This is a genomic window from Streptomyces calvus (assembly GCF_006782915.1).
Taxonomy (GTDB): Bacteria; Actinomycetota; Actinomycetes; order Streptomycetales; family Streptomycetaceae; genus Streptomyces; species Streptomyces calvus.
On the sequence record NZ_VCNP01000004.1, the window covers coordinates 136,684 to 152,705 of the forward strand.

Below are 16,022 nucleotides of genomic sequence, written 5' to 3' on the forward strand. Positions count from 1 at the left end.
GCCCGGACGGCGGATCCGACGTCCGCGGTCCGGGCCCGTCGGCTTCCGTCAGCCGTCCCACGACCAGTCGGCGACCTCGGGCAGGTCGACACCGTGCTCGCGGATGTACGCGTGGTGGCGCAGCCGGGCGTCCTCCATCTCCTGCCGCACGGCCGCCGCGCGCACCGCGAGACCGGGGACGCGGTCGATGACGTCCATGACCAGTCGGTACCGGTCCAGGTCGTTGCGAACCACCATGTCGAACGGTGTGGTGGTGGTGCCCATCTCCTTGTAGCCGCGCACGTGCAGGTGCTGGTGACCGGTGCGGCGGTAGGCCAGTCGGTGGATCAGCCAGGGGTAGCCGTGGTAGGCGAAGACGACCGGCTTGTCGGGGGTGAACAGGCCGTCGTACTCGAAGTCGGTCATGCCGTGGGGATGTTCCTCGGCGGGCAGCAGCCGGGCGATGTCGACGACGTTCACGACCCGGACGGCCAGTTCCGGGAGGTGCGTGCGCAGCAGTTGTGCGGCGGCCAGCACCTCCTGGGTGGGGACGTCACCGGCTGCCGCGAGTACCACGTCCGGTTCCCGCTCGCCGCTGTCGGTGCCGGCCCAGTCCCAGATACCGGCGCCGCGCGCGCAGTGCGCCTTGGCCTGCTCCATGGTCAGCCAGTCGAAGCAGGGCTGCTTTCCGGCGACGATCACGTTGACGTAGTCGCGGCTGCGCAGCGCGTGGTCGGCGACGGAGAGCAGGGTGTTGGCGTCCGGCGGCAGGTAGACCCGCACGGCTTCGGGACTCTTGTTGAGGATGTGGTCGACGAAGCCGGGATCCTGGTGGGAGAAGCCGTTGTGGTCCTGGCGCCACACGTGGGAGGTGAGCAGGTAGTTGAGGGAGGCGATGGGCGCGCGCCAGGGCAGGCGGCGGGTGACGCGCAGCCACTTGATGTGCTGGTTGACCATGGAGTCGACGATGTGCACGAACGCCTCGTAGCAGGAGAACAGCCCGTGCCGGCCGGTGAGGAGGTAGCCCTCCAGCCAACCCTGGCAGGTGTGTTCGGAGAGGATCTCCATCACGCGGCCGTGCCGGTCGAGGTGCTCGTCCACGTCGAGGGTGCCGGCCTGCCATGCCTTGCCGCTGGCCGCGTAGACGGCCTGGAGGCGGTTGGAGGCGGTCTCGTCGGGACCGACCAGGCGGAAGTCCCGCCGGTCGGCGGTCCCGCGCATGACGTCCTCCAGCAGGTCGCCGAGGACGCGGGTGGGCTCGTGCAGGGTGGAACCCGGCTTGTCGACGGGGACGGCGTACCGCTCCAGCGGCGGCAGCGGCAGTTCGCGCAGCAGCAGTCCGCCGTTGGCATGCGGGGTGGACCCCAGCCGACGTGCACCCTCAGGGACGCACGTCAGGACGTCCGGGTGAGGCGCTCCGCGTTCGTCGAACAGCTCCCGCGGCCGGTAGGAGCGCAACCATTCCTCGAGCTGCCGCAGATGGTCCGGGTTGTCCCGGACGGCGGACAGGGGGACCTGATGGGCTCGCCAGGTGCCCTCGACGGGAAGGCCGTCGACCTCTGTGGGGCCGGTCCAGCCCTTCGGGGTGCGCAGCACGATCACCGGCCAGCGGGGCCGCTCGGTCGCCCCGCCCTCGCGGGCGGCGCGCTGGATGCCGGCGATACGGTCCGCGGCGGTGTCCATGGCCCGGGCCATCGCACGGTGGACGGCGGCCGGCCCGTCTCCCGTGACGTGGAGGGGCTCGTGGCCGTATCCCTTGAGGAGTTCGTCGAGTTCGGACTCCGGCAGCCGGGCCAGCACCGTCGGGTTGGCGATCTTGTAGCCGTTGAGGTGCAGGATCGGCAGGACGGCGCCGTCCTGCACGGGGTCCAGGAACTTGTTGGAGTGCCAGGAGGCGGCCAGCGGGCCGGTCTCCGCCTCGCCGTCGCCGATGACACAGGTGACCAGCAGGCCGGGGTTGTCGAAGGCGGCGCCGTAGGCGTGCGAGAGGGCGTAGCCCAGCTCGCCGCCCTCGTGGATGGAGCCGGGCGTCTCCGGGGCCACGTGGCTGGGGACGCCTCCGGGGAAGGAGAACTGCCGGAACAGCCGGGCCATCCCGGCGGCGTCCCGGGTGACGTCCGGATAGGTCTCCGTGTACGACCCCTCCAGCCAGGAATTGGCCACCACGGCGGGGCCCCCGTGACCGGGCCCCCAGATGCAGAGCGCTTCCAGCCCCCGGGCGCGGATGAGCCGGTTGAGGTGCGTGTACACGAGGTTGAGGCCGGGTGAGGTGCCCCAGTGGCCGAGCAGCCGCGGCTTGACGTGCTCCGGGCGCAGCGGCTCCGTGAGCAGAGGATTGGCCATCAGGTAGATCTGGCCGACGGACAGATAGTTCGCGGCACGCCAATGGGCGTCCAGCCTCCTTAGTTCCTCGTCCGAGAGCGGACTGGACACCTGTTGCGAATGGGCGCACATCTTGAGTTCCCTTGCGGATCGATGGTCGGCTCGACGGAGAGCCCTGCGAGGTCTTTCGTCTCACCCTGCCCGGTTCACCGGGTACCCGACAGGGCCGACCGGGCCCTTCTGTACACACCGCTTGCGGCCGCCCAGTGTTCGATCGAGTGGAGGCGAAGAACCCCGCGAACGCCCTCTGATCGAGCCGCAGTCCCCGGATAGCGGGGAGGGGCACAGCCTGTCGGGAGGTCCGTCTCGCGATCGCCGCATGGCATCGTCGCCGCCGGGTACCGGTGGCGTTGTGCCGGCCGGATGGTACGGCGTGGTCCTGGGGAGGTCACGCGCCGTACCATCCGCCGCGAGGTGGACGAGCCCTCGTCCACCAGGCCACTGCGACGGGCTGGACGGAAACGTGCGGGATACGCACCCGGCATCCTTCGACCCAACTCCGAGGCGTGCCTGCGCTGCCATGACCGGCCAATACGACCAATTGAGCCGTTGTTCCCCATGGCCGCTTCCTCCATCCCTGTGCGGACAGACAGCACACCGCAACGTCCGGGAAACGCCTTCTGAGTCCGGGAAGCTCCGCCGCAACCGACGCTCCGCGCGCTTGAGCACTCCAAGGGAGCCGACGTCGCAGGACCAGCAAGGACACGCCTCGGGCCGAGGCTTCGGCGAAGGCGCACTCCATGGCCTCTACAGCCTCTCCGGCCGACGCCGACGCGTCGACGGCCACCAGCACGGGAGCGGTCGAGTCGGCCGTGGCGTCGACCACCAGCATCGGGCAGGCACTGTGGCGCATCAGCCTGCGCACGACCTTGTCGCGGCGTGGATCGCCGGCCTCCTGCCGGTGGCGGCCGAGTACGACGAGCGACGCGTCCCGTGCAGCGGCCTCCAGCACTGCCGCGGGATCACCCAAGAGGACCTCGTGAGTGATTTCGCCTTCGGTGCGACCACATGGGCTCTCTGCGATGCCGCCGGTGGCAGACCGTCCCTCTCGCGCGGTTCGGGCCTGTCCGGGTCCCAGGGCGGCACGCCGGTCGGTATTCCGCCGGTAGGCCATGCGATGGCCTGAGTGAACCGCAGGGCCACTCCTCGCCGATCCACCTCACGCGCCGCGCAGTCCACGACCGCGGGAACCTCACGCGAGCTGTCCAATGCCATCACGACCAGGCCGTCCATGACGATCCCTCCCCTCCCTCGCTTGACGGGACCGGCCGACGGCGCAGCCCCGCTTACTCGACGAAAGGCTGCTGCGGCGCCCCACTCCGGCGTAGGGGCCGAACGGGCCGGCCCTCCGCCGTACGGCCCCGAGGCGCAGTGCCCCCGGTCCGAAGCCGCGCCGCCCGCCGGGACCGGTGTCAGCCGAGTACGTCGGCGAGAGCGCGCCGGGGCAGAGCCCGTACGTGTGGTGCGTGTCCGAGGCGCAGGATCACCTGCGGGAACTGCCCGGCGGTGAGAGCCTGCCGGACACGGGTGCGCAGGTGAGGCACTTCGAGAGGTTGTGTGTGGAAGGCCGCCATGACTCCGTGCCCGGCCGCGTGCAGGAGCAGCCGTTGAAGTGCCTGCCCGGACCGCAGCCAGGTGAGCGGATCGTCCTTGCCCGTGGCGAGGAGCACCACCAATCCGGTCCGGGTGGGCCATCGTCGAGGAGGCGTGGGGAACATGTCCGTCAGCCCCGCATAGTCCCGTCCGACGAGGGCGGTGGAGTCGGGGTGGAGGACGCTGACGTCGGCCGGCACACCGTCGTCTCGTGGCCGGGCGAGCCGCCAGGTCCAGGCGGCCTGTTCGGTGGCGAGCCGTGCGTCGGTGCGATGGGCTTCCTCGCCCACACGGACCAGTTCGGCCAGCAGTCGCCGTTGTGCAACGTCGTCGATGACGTGCAGGTCCGCGCCCTCCCGATGCGTGAGATCGCGCATGTCGTCAACGAGATCTGGGGGCAACGGTTCCGGCAGGAAGGGACCGTGTGCGGTGTGCCGTCGGCCCAGAGCGGTGTACAGACGCTGTTCCTCGTCAGTGGGCCGGGTGTAGGCGCCCCACCCAACAGTGGCGAGGTGCGCCGGGTCCTGCGGATCGGGGAACGTGTGGACGACGGGCCGGAAGCCCAGGTGCAACATGGCCAGCCGCATGTTGAACAAGGCGGCGCCGCAACCGAGCACGAGTTCCCGTCCATGAGGGTCGGCGAGTGGCAGCCCGCGCCCGGTGTCCGCGTGCAGCTCGATCCCCATGTCACCGTCCGCGACGAAACGCCAGGGCTGGGTGTTCAGGAGCGACGGCGCGGTCATCGCCGCACGGACGAGGAAGGTGGACGCGTGGGAGGTGCGCCCGCTGCGGAAGGACATGAGAGTGCCTGCCTTTCATGAGGGGCGGGACGACGGGACAAGACGATCGGCCGTGAGGACCAACAGCGACCGGACACGGGACGTGGTGGGAAGACGCTTCTCTGCCCACCTCCAGCGTCCCGCCGCGCGGCAGTACCGGGCAGAGGCGATCGGCCCGTGGTACGGGCCCACCGGCCCATGTGCCCCGTATGTCGGGTGACGCCAGTTGCCCTGCCTGCGGCCGGGAACGGTCAGCCGGAGCGGACCCCACTGCGCGCCGGGTCCGGAGTAGGTGCAGCTGTGGAAGGCCGGGGCTTGTCGAGCATGCCCGGCGCCCGGTCGAACGCCCTCATGCGCGAGGGCACGCCACGGGTCGGTGCCAGGCGGGCGAGGACGGGACCGCACACTGCCAGAAGGATCACGTAGCAGGTCACCAGGGCCGCAAGGCGGTCCTGTGCGGTAGCGGCCAGTCCGATGACGACGACCGAGAACTCACCGCGGGCGACGAGCGCGGTCCCGGCTCTCAGTCTGCCCCGGCGGCCCGCTCCTTCACGGCCTGCGGCATACCACCCCGTGGCCACCTTGGTGATCGCGGTGATGAGGGCCAGGACCGCTGCGGCCGGCAGCGCGGGCAGCAGATGCCCTGGGTCGGCCGACATGCCGAGAGCGAGGAAGAACACCGCGGCGAACAGGTCGCGCAGCGGGCCCAGTACGGTCCTGGCCCGCTCGGCGGCGGCGCCGGTCAGCGTGAGCCCGACCAGGAAGGCCCCGACCGCGGCGGAGACGTGGACCATCTCGGCCAGCGCGGCGATGACCAGGGTGAAGCCGAGCAACCTGAGCAGTACCTGCTCGGCGTCGGCCGGAGACAGAACTCGGCCGACATGATGTCCCCAGCGGCTCGATGCGCCTACCGCCGCCCCCACCACCGCAGTGGCCGCGAGTACGGCGAGCAACGCTTCCCACCAGCTGCCTCCGGCGGTGACGACCGCCAGGAGAGGGAGGTAGGCGGCCATCGCGAAGTCCTCCAGCACCAGCACCGACAACACCGCGGGCGTCTCACGGTTGCCGAGCCGGCGCAGATCGCCGAGAAGCCGGGCGATGATGCCGGAGGACGATACGTAGGTCGCACCGGCCAGGGCCAGGACACCTGCGGCGTCGAGACCGAACAGCCATCCGGCCACGGCGCCGGGGATGGCGTTGAGAACGAGGTCCACGACCGCGGAGGACCGGTGACGGCGCAGACTGGCCGTGAACTCTCGGGCGGTGAAATCCAGGCCGAGGGTCAGCAGCAGGAGGATCAGTCCGAGCGTGGCGCCGGTGTCGACGAACTCGCGGGCCGCCGGGACCGGCGCGATGCCTCCGTCGCCCAAGGCGAGCCCCGCCAGCAGGTACAGCGGTACGGGCGTCAGGGCGAAGCGTCTGGCGCCCGCGACGATCAGACTCAACGCGGTCAGGATGATGCCCAGTTCCAGCAGCAGGGCGATAGGGGTGCGCACGGCTCAGCCTTGGATGATGCGTTGCACGCCGGTGATGCCCTCACGCGTGCCGATGACGACCAGCACGTCTCCGACGTGCAGGCGCTGGGCAGGCCCGGGTGAGGCGATGACGTCCTCACCTCGGACCACGGCCACGATCGACGCGCCGGTACGGGTCCGGGCCCGGGTTTCGCCCAGTGGCCGTCCGGCGCACGGGCTGCCGGGGCCGACCTCCACTCGTCCGGCGTCCAAGCCGGGGACCTCGCGCGTCAAGTCGGCGAAACGCTCGGCGATGCGCGGGGCGCCGAGGATCTCGGCGAGAGCGTCCGCTTCGCCCCCGGTGAGCCGCAGCACCGGATGGGCCTCGTCGGGGTCGTCCCGCGGGTAGACCACCAACTCGAACTCCCCCGAGCGCTGGGCGACGACACCGATCCGGTGGCCCTCGTGGTTCACGAACTCGTAGCGCAGTCCCACTCCGGGCAGCAGCACCTCGTTGACGTCCATACGCGTTACCTTCCTCGCTGTGACTCATCTGTTCTGTCCGCTCATCGGCGACCACCCGCGTCGACCCGCCGTAGCCGTCCAGAGGCTCCGTGGCACGTGCTGAGGGAGACCGGGCGCGCTCACCCAGCCTCCCTTCCAGACGGACCAAGATCCTGCTCTGGTGCGTGCCCGGGGCCCTCGACGCTCTGCTCGTCATCACGCGCCGGCCGACGGGGGACGGCCCGCGCGGCACACCGGTAGGCCCGCGGACGTGCTGGTGGGGCGGGTCCTTGGGGGGGCCCGCCCGACCTGTCGTGTTCAGCGCAGCCACGCGTGGTCGCGGACGATCGGGAGCCGGGCCCCCCACCGGCCCAGCCCCAGCGCGTCACCGGCCGAGACCGCGGCCAGCGCGATCAGCACCACCGCGTACACCACGTGGTAGTCGGCGAACGGGTTCGTCGACATGCTCGCCGACCCGTCCGACAGGTGCTTGGCCGGCGGCCACTCCGCCACCCACATCAACGCCTTCATCCCCGTCCCCGCCAGCGCCGCCAGACGCAGCGCCCCCCCCGCGGTCAGGGCCAGCCCGATCCCCAGCAGCCCCAGCATGAACAGCCAGTCCGTCCACGCCGCCCCGGCCCACGCGTGGAACGTCGACTCCATCGGACCGACCGCGACGTGCCCCAGGAAACCCTCCGTGGGCGAACCCCCGTCGACCCAGCCCTTGCCGGACGCGGTGGCGTAGCCGAACCCGAACGTCTTGTCGAGGAACGCCCACAGGAAGACGAACCCCATCCGCACCCGCGCCGAGGCGAAGACGTAGGCCCGTGCGGGGAGCGTGCCGGCCTCCACCGACACAGCCGTCTCCGGCGCGGAAACGGCGCGGGGGCTGCGGAACGACGGCAGATGGAAACCCGAACTGCGGTGCGTGGACTGGTGCACGGCCATGACAGTGCCTCCTTCAGGGAAGATCCGGCTGGCTCCTGACACCACTCACTCTCCCGGCCCCCCCCACCGCGCATCCGACGCCGAAGGCCCACACCCAAGGGACTCAACAGCCCCAGTCCACAGGGCCCTTCGGCCACCCCCGGCGATGAAACAGCCCGCCTGTACGCGGCGGGGTCTCACGCATCGCGTACAGGCGGGCTGAGGATCGGACAGGGGGAGGTCTCCCTCGTTGCGTTCGCTGGCCTGGGCAGTCCTTCTCGGTCAGTCGTGCGAGATCACCGCCACCGGAGCGACGGCATGATGCAGCAGTGCCTGGGTCACCGGCCCGATATGAGCGCCGACCGCCGCCCGACGGTTCTGCCTGCCCACCACCACGAGGGCGGCGTCGTAGGAGGCGTCGACCAGGTGGCGCCCGGCACTACCGATCGTGGCCTGCGCGTGAACCTTCACGGCGGGGTACCTGTCCTGCCACGGTCGCAGGACGTCGGACAGTTCGCTCCGTACCTGCTTGACCATGCCGTCGTTCAGGTCGGGCATGAGCGCGCCGCCGTAGTAGTAGGGCGGCAGCGTCCAGCCGTGAATGATCCGTAGGCGTGCGGCGCGCCGTGAAGCCGCGTCGAACGCGAAGTCGATCACCGCGTCATTGGGCTTGTGCAGGTCCAGGCCCAGGACGACGTCACGGTGGCCGGAGACGGCGGAGACCTCGCGTGCCGAGGTCTCCGGCGTCGCCTCTCCTTCGCCGTGCTCGGCAGCACGGACGAGGACGACGGGCCGCTCGCACGAGGCCAGGACGGCATGGGAGACGGAACCGAGCAGGTATCCCGCCGCCTTGCCCAGTCCGCGGGAGCCCAGTACCAGCAGCTCGGCTTCCTCGGCGGCCTTCAGCAGAGCCGGGACGGGCAGACCGGGGATCTCGTCCGTGTCGATCCGCAGCCCGGGGCGGGTCTCGCCGACGCGGGAGCGCGCCTGGGCCAGCAGGTGCTGTGCCGATGCCCGCTGGAGGTCGCTCGGCGGCACCGGCACGCCGATTCCGGTCGCAGGTGCGAAGGCAGGGGCTTGCCACTCCCACGCGGTCACGAGCCTCAGAGGCAGGTCCCTGAGCTGTGCCTCGTGCGCGGCCCAGTCCGCGGCAGCCAGGCTCGCCGGCGAGCCGTCCAGTCCGACGGTGATGGTGCGGGTCATGGAAATCCTCCTTCAGGCTGCTTCGAGTCTTGGTCCCGTCAGGCGGTGACAGCAGGGGCCACTGGTCCTTGGCCAGGAGCCGACCGTCCCGGAATCCGACTCTCCGGTGCGCCGCCTGCTGCTTGTCATCCGATGGGGAGTTCGGGTCGTACGAGCGTCCCCGATGTTCCGTGGGCGATGGCGTACGCGGCGTCGAGGGCTCCGATCGCGGCCAGGCCACCGGTCCGTTCCACGAACCGGGCAGCGGCCTCGGCCTTGGGCTTCATCGAACCCTCGGGGAAGGCGCTGTCCCGAAGTTGCGCGGGGGTCACGTCGAGCACGGGCTGCTGGCGAGGCGTGCCGAAGTCGGCGTACACGTTCGGGACGTCAGTGAGGATGAGCAGGAGATCGGCCTTGAGTTCCTCGGCCAGGAGAGCGGCGGTGAAGTCCTTGTCGACGACGGCTTCGACTCCGGTCAGCGCCCCGGTGTCGTGATCGGCCGTGACGGGGACGCCTCCGCCGCCGGCGCAGACGACCAGTGTGCCGCTGCTCAGCAGTGCGTGGACGGTGTCCGTCTCCACGATGGCCTCGGGCGCTGGGGACGGGACGACGCGGCGCCATCCCGTGGTGTCCTTGGCGATGTGCCAGCCGCGCTTGCGGGCGAGGACGTGCGCCACCTCCCGTGAGTAGACCTGGCCGACGAACTTGGTGGGCCGCGCGAAGGCCGGGTCGCCCGCACGGACCACGGTGTGGGTGACGAGCGCGGCGACCTGCCGTCCGGGGAGGGCGGCGCGCAGTGCCCGCGCGAGCAACGACCCGATCATGCCCTGCGTCTGAGCACCCAGGACGTCCAGCGGGTAGGGAGTGGACAGGGCGGGATCGGCGGCGCTTTCGACGGCCAGTAGGCCGATCTGGGGGCCGTTGCCGTGCGTGATGACGAGTTCGTTGTCACGGGCGAGTGCGGCGAGGGCGGTGACGGCCCTGTCGATGTTGGCCTGCTGCACCGCGGCGTCGGGGCGTTCGCCCCGGTGCAGCAGGGCGTTGCCGCCGAGGGCGACGACGATGCGCATGGTTCAGTCCTCCAGGGTGGCGACGAGTACGGCCTTGATGGTGTGCAGCCGGTTCTCGGCCTGGTCGAAGACAAGGGAGGCGGGCGAGGAGAAGACGTCGTCGGTGACTTCGAGGCCGTCCAGTCCGTAGGTGTCGAAGAGTTGCCTGCCCAGACGGGTGCTGCGGTCGTGGAGTGACGGCAGGCAGTGCATGAACCTGGCGTCCGGGTTGCCGGTGGCCGCCATCGTCCTGTCGTCGACGCGGTAGGGCAGCAGCAACTCGACGCGCTCCCGCCAGGTCTCCGCCGGCTCCCCCATGGACACCCATACGTCGGTGTGGAGGAAGTCGGCGCGGTGGACGGCTTCCTCCACGTCCTGGGTCAGGGTGATGCGGGCCCCGCTGCGGGCGGCGAGGGAGCGGCAGGCCGCGACGAGGCCGGGTTCGGGCCACAGTGCTCCGGGGGCGGCGATCCGTACGTCCATACCGAGCAGGGCTCCCATGGACAGCAGGGAGTTGCCCATGTTGTTGCGGGCGTCCCCGAGGTAGCAGTAGCTGATCTCCGCCAGTGGTTTCGGGCTGTGCTCGCGCATGGTGAAGACGTCGCACAGGCTCTGGGTCGGATGTGCGGTGTCGGTCAGTCCGTTGTACACGGGCACGCCCGCGTGGGCGGCGAGGTCGGTGACGGTCGACTGGGCGGAACCCCGGTATTCGATGCCGTCGAACATGCGGCCGAGGACGCGGGCGGTGTCGGCGACGGACTCCTTGGTGCCGACATGGGTGTCGCCGGGACCAAGGTAGGTGGTGGCGGCGCCCTGGTCGGCGGCGGCGGCCTCGAAGGCGCAGCGGGTGCGGGTGGAGGTCTTCTCGAAGACCAGGGCCAGGTGCTTTCCGGTCAGGCGGGGCCGTTCGGTGCCGGCGCGCCTGGCTTTCTTCAGTTCTTCGGTGAGGTCGAGGAGGTGGTGGATCTGTTCGGCGGTGAAGTTGAGTTCGCTCAGGTAGGAGCGGCCTCGCAGGTCGACGGTCATGACGGTTCCTCGCAGTGGTGCGGTCAGGTGACGGGGTCGCGTTCGATCGGGCAGCTCATGCAGCGCGGTCCGCCCCGGCCGCGGCCGAGTTCGGCACCGGCGATGGTGACGATCTCGATGCCCTGCTTGCGCAGGTAGGTGTTGGTGGTGACGTTGCGCTCGTAGCCGACGACCACCCCGGGGGACAGCGCCAGGAAGTTGCTGCCGTCGTCCCACTGTTCGCGCTCGGCGTTGCGGAGGTCCTGCGGCGCGGACAGCATGCGCACCTTGTCGAGTTCGAGCGCTTCGGCCAGCGCGGTGGCCAGGTCGGAGTTCGGAGTGACGGCGAAGCCGGCCTCGTGCCGTCCACTGGGCATCAGGGTCCACGAGCGCAGGGAGTCGGCGAGACCCGGGTAGAGGACGAAGGTGTCCCGGTCCACCATGGTCAGCACCGTGTCGAGGTGCATGTAGGCCCGCTCGGACGGTAGTTGGACCGCGATCAGCCGACTGGCGGTGTGCTCGGCGAAGAGGCGGGCGGCAAGGTTCTCCACGGCCTGCGCGGTGGTCCGCTCCCCCATGCCGACCATCACGGCGCCGTTGCCGACGACATGGACGTCTCCGCCCTCCAGGGTGCCCACCGGTCCGTCGAGGAGCGGTGCCGGAGCGGCCCCGGCGAACATCGGGTGGAACCGGTAGACGGCCTCGGCGTGCAGGCTCTCGCGCCGCCGGGCGGGCTTGGCCATGGGGTTGACCGACAGCCGGTCGTAGATCCAGCAGGAGTTGTCCCTCGGGAAAAGGTGGTTGGGCAGGGGTGCCAGGGCGAATTCCTCGGTGCCCAACGCGTTCCACATCAGACTGTGCGGAGCGGTGAGCGGGAGGTCGTTCTTGAGCAGTCCGCCGATGAGGTACCCGGCGAGGGTCTCGCCGTCCAGATCGGAGCAGAAGGCGCGGACCGGGTCGGTCAGGGCGGAACCTACGGTGGCCGGGGTGACGATCCGGTCCAGCAGCCAGTCCCGCGCCCCGGGGACGTCGAGGGTGTGCGCCAGCAGATCGGCGAAGTAGTGCACGCGTGCCCCGTGGTCGCGCAGGACCTGGGCGAAGGCGTCGTGCTCCTCGCGGGCCCGCTTGGCCCACAGGATGTCGTCGAAGAGGAGCGCGTCGACGTTGCGCGGGGTCAGGCGGGACAGCTCCAGGCCCGGACGGTGAAGGATCACCTGGCGGAGGCGGCCGGTCTCGGAGTCGACGTGGAAGGTGTTCACGGGATGTCCTTCGGTGGGATGGGCCGCGGTCGGTCAGTCGTGGTGGCGCAGGGGAGCCCTGCCGCGGCTGCGGGGGATGACGGCCCGCCGTCCGGACGGGCTCTGCGGCGTCTCGGGGGCACGCGCGTCAGGCGCCGCGGACCCGGCCGGCCCGGGCCGCGCGGACACGTCGTCGTCGCGCTTGAGCCAGACGTAGACCGGGAGGCCGAGGAGCAGGACGAAGAGCCCGTAGTAGACGGTCTGGTAGCCGCTGCCCTGGATTGACCAGTAGGAGAAGCCCATGGCGAGCACCGCGACGGTGGCGTCCCGGGCCAGTGCCCGCCGGTCCAGGCGTGCGCGGCCGTGCACCAGAAGCCAGTACAGCTGGGCGGCGGCGGAGAACAGGTAGGGGATCACCGCGGTCAGCACGCTCAGCAGCACGATCCTGGTGAAGACGTCGTCGAAGCGGGTGTAGCTGAAGACGGTGATCAGTGAGGCCAGCACGGTCGAGGCCACGATGCCGAACACCGGGACGTCCTTGTCGCCGCGCAGCCTCGCGAAGGCTGCGGGGAAGAGTCCGTCGCGGGCTGCCGCGTAGGGCATCTCCGCGCACAGCATGGTCCAGCCGTTCAGGGCACCGATGCCGGAGACGATGGCGGCCACGGCGACGGCGTCACCGGCCCAGGTGCCACCCATGATGTTGTTCGCGGCGTCGGTGAACGGCGCGGAGGACGTCAGGAGTTCACCATGGGAGACGGTGCCGAACACGGCGAGGGTGCCGAGGAGGTAGATGACGGCGCAGGCGAGCGTGCCGTACACGGTGGCGCGCGGCACGTTGCGGGCGGGCTCGCGGACCCGGCTCGCGACCACGGAGGCGGCCTCCAGGCCGAGGTAGCTGAACAGGGCGATGGCTCCGGCGGCGGAGATCGCGCCTAGCGCGGAGCCGCCACTGGCGTTGAAGGCGCCGAAGTTGTCCGGATCGACGAACAGCAGCCCGAGGGTCGCCATGAAGAGCAGCGGCACGAACTTCAGGACGATGGTGACCACCTGGAAGGCGCCGGTGTTGCGGACTCCGGTGAGGTTGACGGCGGCGGGTATCCACAGCCCTGTGAGCGCGATGAGTACGGAGATCCAGGTCCGGTGGCCGGTGTTGACGAACACCTCGACGTAGCCGACCCAGGCCACCGCGATCGCCGCGTTTCCTGCCCAGGCGGTGATCCAGTACGACCAGGCGTTGAGGAATCCGGCGAACTCCCCGAACGTCTCCCGGGCGTAGACATACGGTCCGCCACTGGCCGGTGTCCGCTTGGACAGCGCCCCGAACGTGCCGGCCAGCGCCAGCGCGCCCAGGGTGACGACGACGAACGCGACGAGCGAGATGGGTCCGTAGGGTGCCAGGGCCGACGGGAGCGCGAAGACGCCTGTGCCGATGATGCTGCCGATCACCAGGGCGGAGGTGGCGGGCAGACCGAGCGCCGCCGAGGGCCCTGCTCTGCCGCTGCTCCGTTTGGTCGAGGACATGGCTGTGCTCCTTGGGCTGGGCGCGGGAGCGCCGCGGAACGCTGGGAACGGGATCGTTCGTCACTGATCTTTCTGGTTGGGGCCGATCAGGGTGAACGGCCGCACGTCCCGTGTTGGGCCCGTTGGTCCCGGCCGCATGTGTCCGTTCGGCCCGGCGTCGTCGGGCGGAACCGTCGTCCGCGTGGCGGCAACGGCCGTACGGGACACCGCCGGTGGTCGCACATCTTCCGGGCCTGTGGGATGAGCCGGACGGCCCCCGGACGTGGCCTCCCCGGCCCATGCCGGCGGACGGTGTCCCGGGGGAGGCTGGCCGTGGAAACAGAAGGCCCGGACGAGGAGGCACGGTGAGCGGTGTGGTGGTCGTCGGCGTGGACGGATCGGCGTCGAGTCTGACGGCGGTGGAGACGGCGGCACGGGAGGCCCGACTGCGCGGGGCGGCGCTGCGCGTGGTGCACGCGTGGATGTGGCCCGCGATGCACGTGCCGCTGGGACCGTCGCCGATGGGCCCGCCGGAGGGCGGTCTGCGCGGCATGGTCGACCGTCTGGTGGCCGAGGCGGTGGAACGGGCGCGTGCGACGGCGCCGGACGTCGACGTCAGTCACGTCGTGGTGACCGGTGAACCGCTGACCGTGCTGGAGGCCCAGTCCCGTGCCGCCGAGCTGGTCGTGGTCGGCTCCCGCGGGATGGGCGGGTTCGTCGGCCTGCTGGTGGGCTCGACGGCGGTCCACCTGGCGGCGCACGGCCGGTGCCCGGTGCTGGTGGTGCGCGAGCAGCCGCAGGACGCCGGTCCGGTGGTGGTGGCCGTCGACGGCTCCACCGCGGGCGACAGGGCGGTGGAGTTCGCCTTCGCCGAGGCCGCGCTGCGCAAGGCGCCCCTTGTGGCGCTGCACGCCTACACGAACTGGAACGCCCCGCTGCCCTCACCGCAGGACCCGTCGGCGCCGGACGCGAACCCTCCGGGTGCGCTGGCCCGGGCCGAGGAGCGGCTGCTGGCCGAAGCGCTCGCCGGTCATCGGGAGCGCTGTCCCGACGTGGTGGTGGAGCACAGGACGGTGCACGGCGGCCCGCGCGAGACGCTGATCGAGGCGAGCCGCTCCGCTCAGCTGATGGTGGTAGGCGCCCGGGGCCGGGGCGGCTTCGCGGGTCTGCTGCTGGGGTCGGTCAGCCAGAGCCTCCTGCACCACGCGCACTGTCCGGTGACGGTGGTGCGGGGAGCGGACGGTTCTCACTGAGCACGCCTCGCCCACCGCCCGGCCGCGTCTTTCGGGGCGGTGCCGGGCGGGCGGGCGCGAGACGCGTGAGGAGGGGGCCGAACACGGCCAGGAGCATCACGTAGGTGGTGACGACGGCTCCGAGCCGGTCCTGCGTCGGGGCGGCGAGCCCGAGGATGACGACCGAGAACTCTCCGCGCGCGATGAGCGCCGTCCCGGCCCGCAGCCGGCCGCGTCGGCCCGCCCCCTCGCGGCGGGCGGCATACCATCCGGTGGCCACCTTGGTCGCGGCCGTGACCACGGCCAGAGCCAGTGCGGCAGGCAGCTCCGGCAGGAGGTCCCCGGGGGCCACGGACATACCGAGTGCCAGGAAGAACACCGCCGCGAACAGATCGCGCAACGGGCCGAGGACGGTCCGGGCCCGGTCGGCGGCGGCGCCCGTCAGCGCGAGGCCGACCAGGAAGGCCCCGACGGCGGCCGAGACATGGACGACCTCCGCCAGCGCGGCGACGATCAGCGTGACCCCGAGCAGCCTGAGCAGCACCTGCTCGGCGTCCGCGTGGGACACGACGCGGCCGACGTGGTGGCCCCAGCGGCCGGATGCGACGATCGCCGCGACCACGACGGCCGTGGCGGCCAGGACCGCCGTGAGCGCCTGCGCCCAGGTACCACCGGCGGTGACGACGACCAGCAGCGGCAGGTAGGCGGCCATGGCGAAGTCCTCCAGCACCAGTACCGACAACACCGCCGGAGTCTCTCGGTTTCCGAGTCTGCGCAGGTCACCGAGGAGGCGGGCGACGATGCCCGAGGAGGAGACGTAGGTGGCGCCCGCCAGCGCCAGGACGCCCGCCGCGTCCAGTCCGAGCAGCAGGCCCGCCCCGGCACCGGGCGCGGCGTTGAGGACGAGGTCGACGACGGCGGAGGACCGGTGCCGGCCGAGGCTGGCGGTGAACTCCCGCACCGTGAAGTCCAGACCGAGCGTCAGCAGCAGGAGGATCACACCGATCGCCGCGCCGGTGTCCACGAACTCGCGGGCGGCCGGCACCGGGGCGAGTCCGCCATCGCCCAGGGCGAGACCCGCCACCAGGTACAGCGGTACGGGTGACAGGGCGAAGCGCCGGGCGACCGCGCCGAGCAGGCTGAGCGCGGTCAGGATGATCCCCAGCTCCAGCAGCAGGGCGACGGGAATGTGCACCGC

At 71.2% G+C, this 16,022-nt stretch carries 13 protein-coding genes; 1 reads left to right on the forward strand and 12 read right to left on the reverse strand.

What is annotated here, in order from left to right; all coding sequences use genetic code 11:
- Positions 1-48: 48 nt before the first annotated feature.
- The 11 genes from FGW31_RS01090 to FGW31_RS01135 all read right to left on the reverse strand — a co-directional run bounded on the left by FGW31_RS01090 (position 49) and on the right by FGW31_RS01135 (position 13,613).
- Positions 49-2,433, reverse strand: a complete 2,385-nt coding sequence (locus FGW31_RS01090) for a phosphoketolase family protein (protein ID WP_142191366.1) — start codon at positions 2,431-2,433, stop codon at positions 49-51.
- Between the two features lie 316 nt (positions 2,434-2,749).
- A complete protein-coding gene (locus tag FGW31_RS36150; protein WP_142191367.1) occupies positions 2,750-3,475 on the reverse strand; it encodes a universal stress protein in 726 nt (241 codons plus the stop codon).
- A gap of 298 nt (positions 3,476-3,773) precedes the next feature.
- Positions 3,774-4,754 (reverse strand): Acg family FMN-binding oxidoreductase, encoded by a 981-nt coding sequence (locus tag FGW31_RS01100; RefSeq protein ID WP_142191368.1) that lies wholly within the window; start codon positions 4,752-4,754, stop codon positions 3,774-3,776.
- Positions 4,755-4,984: 230 nt separating this feature from the next.
- Positions 4,985-6,229, reverse strand: coding sequence for a cation:proton antiporter (locus tag FGW31_RS01105; RefSeq protein ID WP_142191369.1), 1,245 nt, complete (start codon positions 6,227-6,229; stop codon positions 4,985-4,987).
- Between the two features lie 3 nt (positions 6,230-6,232).
- Positions 6,233-6,712 (reverse strand): cation:proton antiporter regulatory subunit, encoded by a 480-nt coding sequence (locus tag FGW31_RS01110; protein ID WP_142191370.1) that lies wholly within the window; start codon positions 6,710-6,712, stop codon positions 6,233-6,235.
- A 297-nt stretch (positions 6,713-7,009) separates the two neighbouring features.
- Positions 7,010-7,639 carry a hypothetical protein gene (locus tag FGW31_RS01115; RefSeq protein ID WP_185907415.1) on the reverse strand — a complete coding sequence of 210 codons (630 nt, stop codon included), beginning with the start codon at positions 7,637-7,639 and terminating at the stop codon, positions 7,010-7,012.
- A gap of 261 nt (positions 7,640-7,900) precedes the next feature.
- A complete protein-coding gene (locus tag FGW31_RS01120; protein ID WP_142191372.1) occupies positions 7,901-8,821 on the reverse strand; it encodes a universal stress protein in 921 nt (306 codons plus the stop codon).
- 125 nt (positions 8,822-8,946) lie between these two features.
- On the reverse strand, positions 8,947-9,870 hold the full coding sequence (locus FGW31_RS34850) for a carbamate kinase (RefSeq protein WP_182674795.1): 924 nt from the start codon (positions 9,868-9,870) through the stop codon (positions 8,947-8,949).
- Between the two features lie 3 nt (positions 9,871-9,873).
- Positions 9,874-10,875, reverse strand: a complete 1,002-nt coding sequence (argF, locus tag FGW31_RS34855) for an ornithine carbamoyltransferase (RefSeq protein WP_182674793.1) — start codon at positions 10,873-10,875, stop codon at positions 9,874-9,876.
- Between the two features lie 23 nt (positions 10,876-10,898).
- Positions 10,899-12,113 (reverse strand): arginine deiminase, encoded by a 1,215-nt coding sequence (locus FGW31_RS01130; RefSeq protein WP_142191373.1) that lies wholly within the window; start codon positions 12,111-12,113, stop codon positions 10,899-10,901.
- Between the two features lie 33 nt (positions 12,114-12,146).
- Complete coding sequence (locus FGW31_RS01135; RefSeq protein WP_142191374.1) at positions 12,147-13,613, reverse strand: APC family permease; 1,467 nt, start codon at positions 13,611-13,613, stop codon at positions 12,147-12,149.
- 344 nt (positions 13,614-13,957) lie between these two features.
- Between FGW31_RS01135 and FGW31_RS01140 the strand changes: the two genes are divergently transcribed.
- Entirely contained in the window at positions 13,958-14,845 is an 888-nt protein-coding gene (locus tag FGW31_RS01140; protein ID WP_142191375.1) for a universal stress protein, read from the forward strand.
- Here FGW31_RS01140 and FGW31_RS01145 read toward each other — a convergent pair.
- Positions 14,775-16,019, reverse strand: coding sequence for a cation:proton antiporter (locus FGW31_RS01145; RefSeq protein WP_142191376.1), 1,245 nt, complete (start codon positions 16,017-16,019; stop codon positions 14,775-14,777). The two genes, FGW31_RS01140 and FGW31_RS01145, sit on opposite strands and share 71 nt — an antisense overlap.
- Positions 16,020-16,022: the final 3 nt, after the last annotated feature.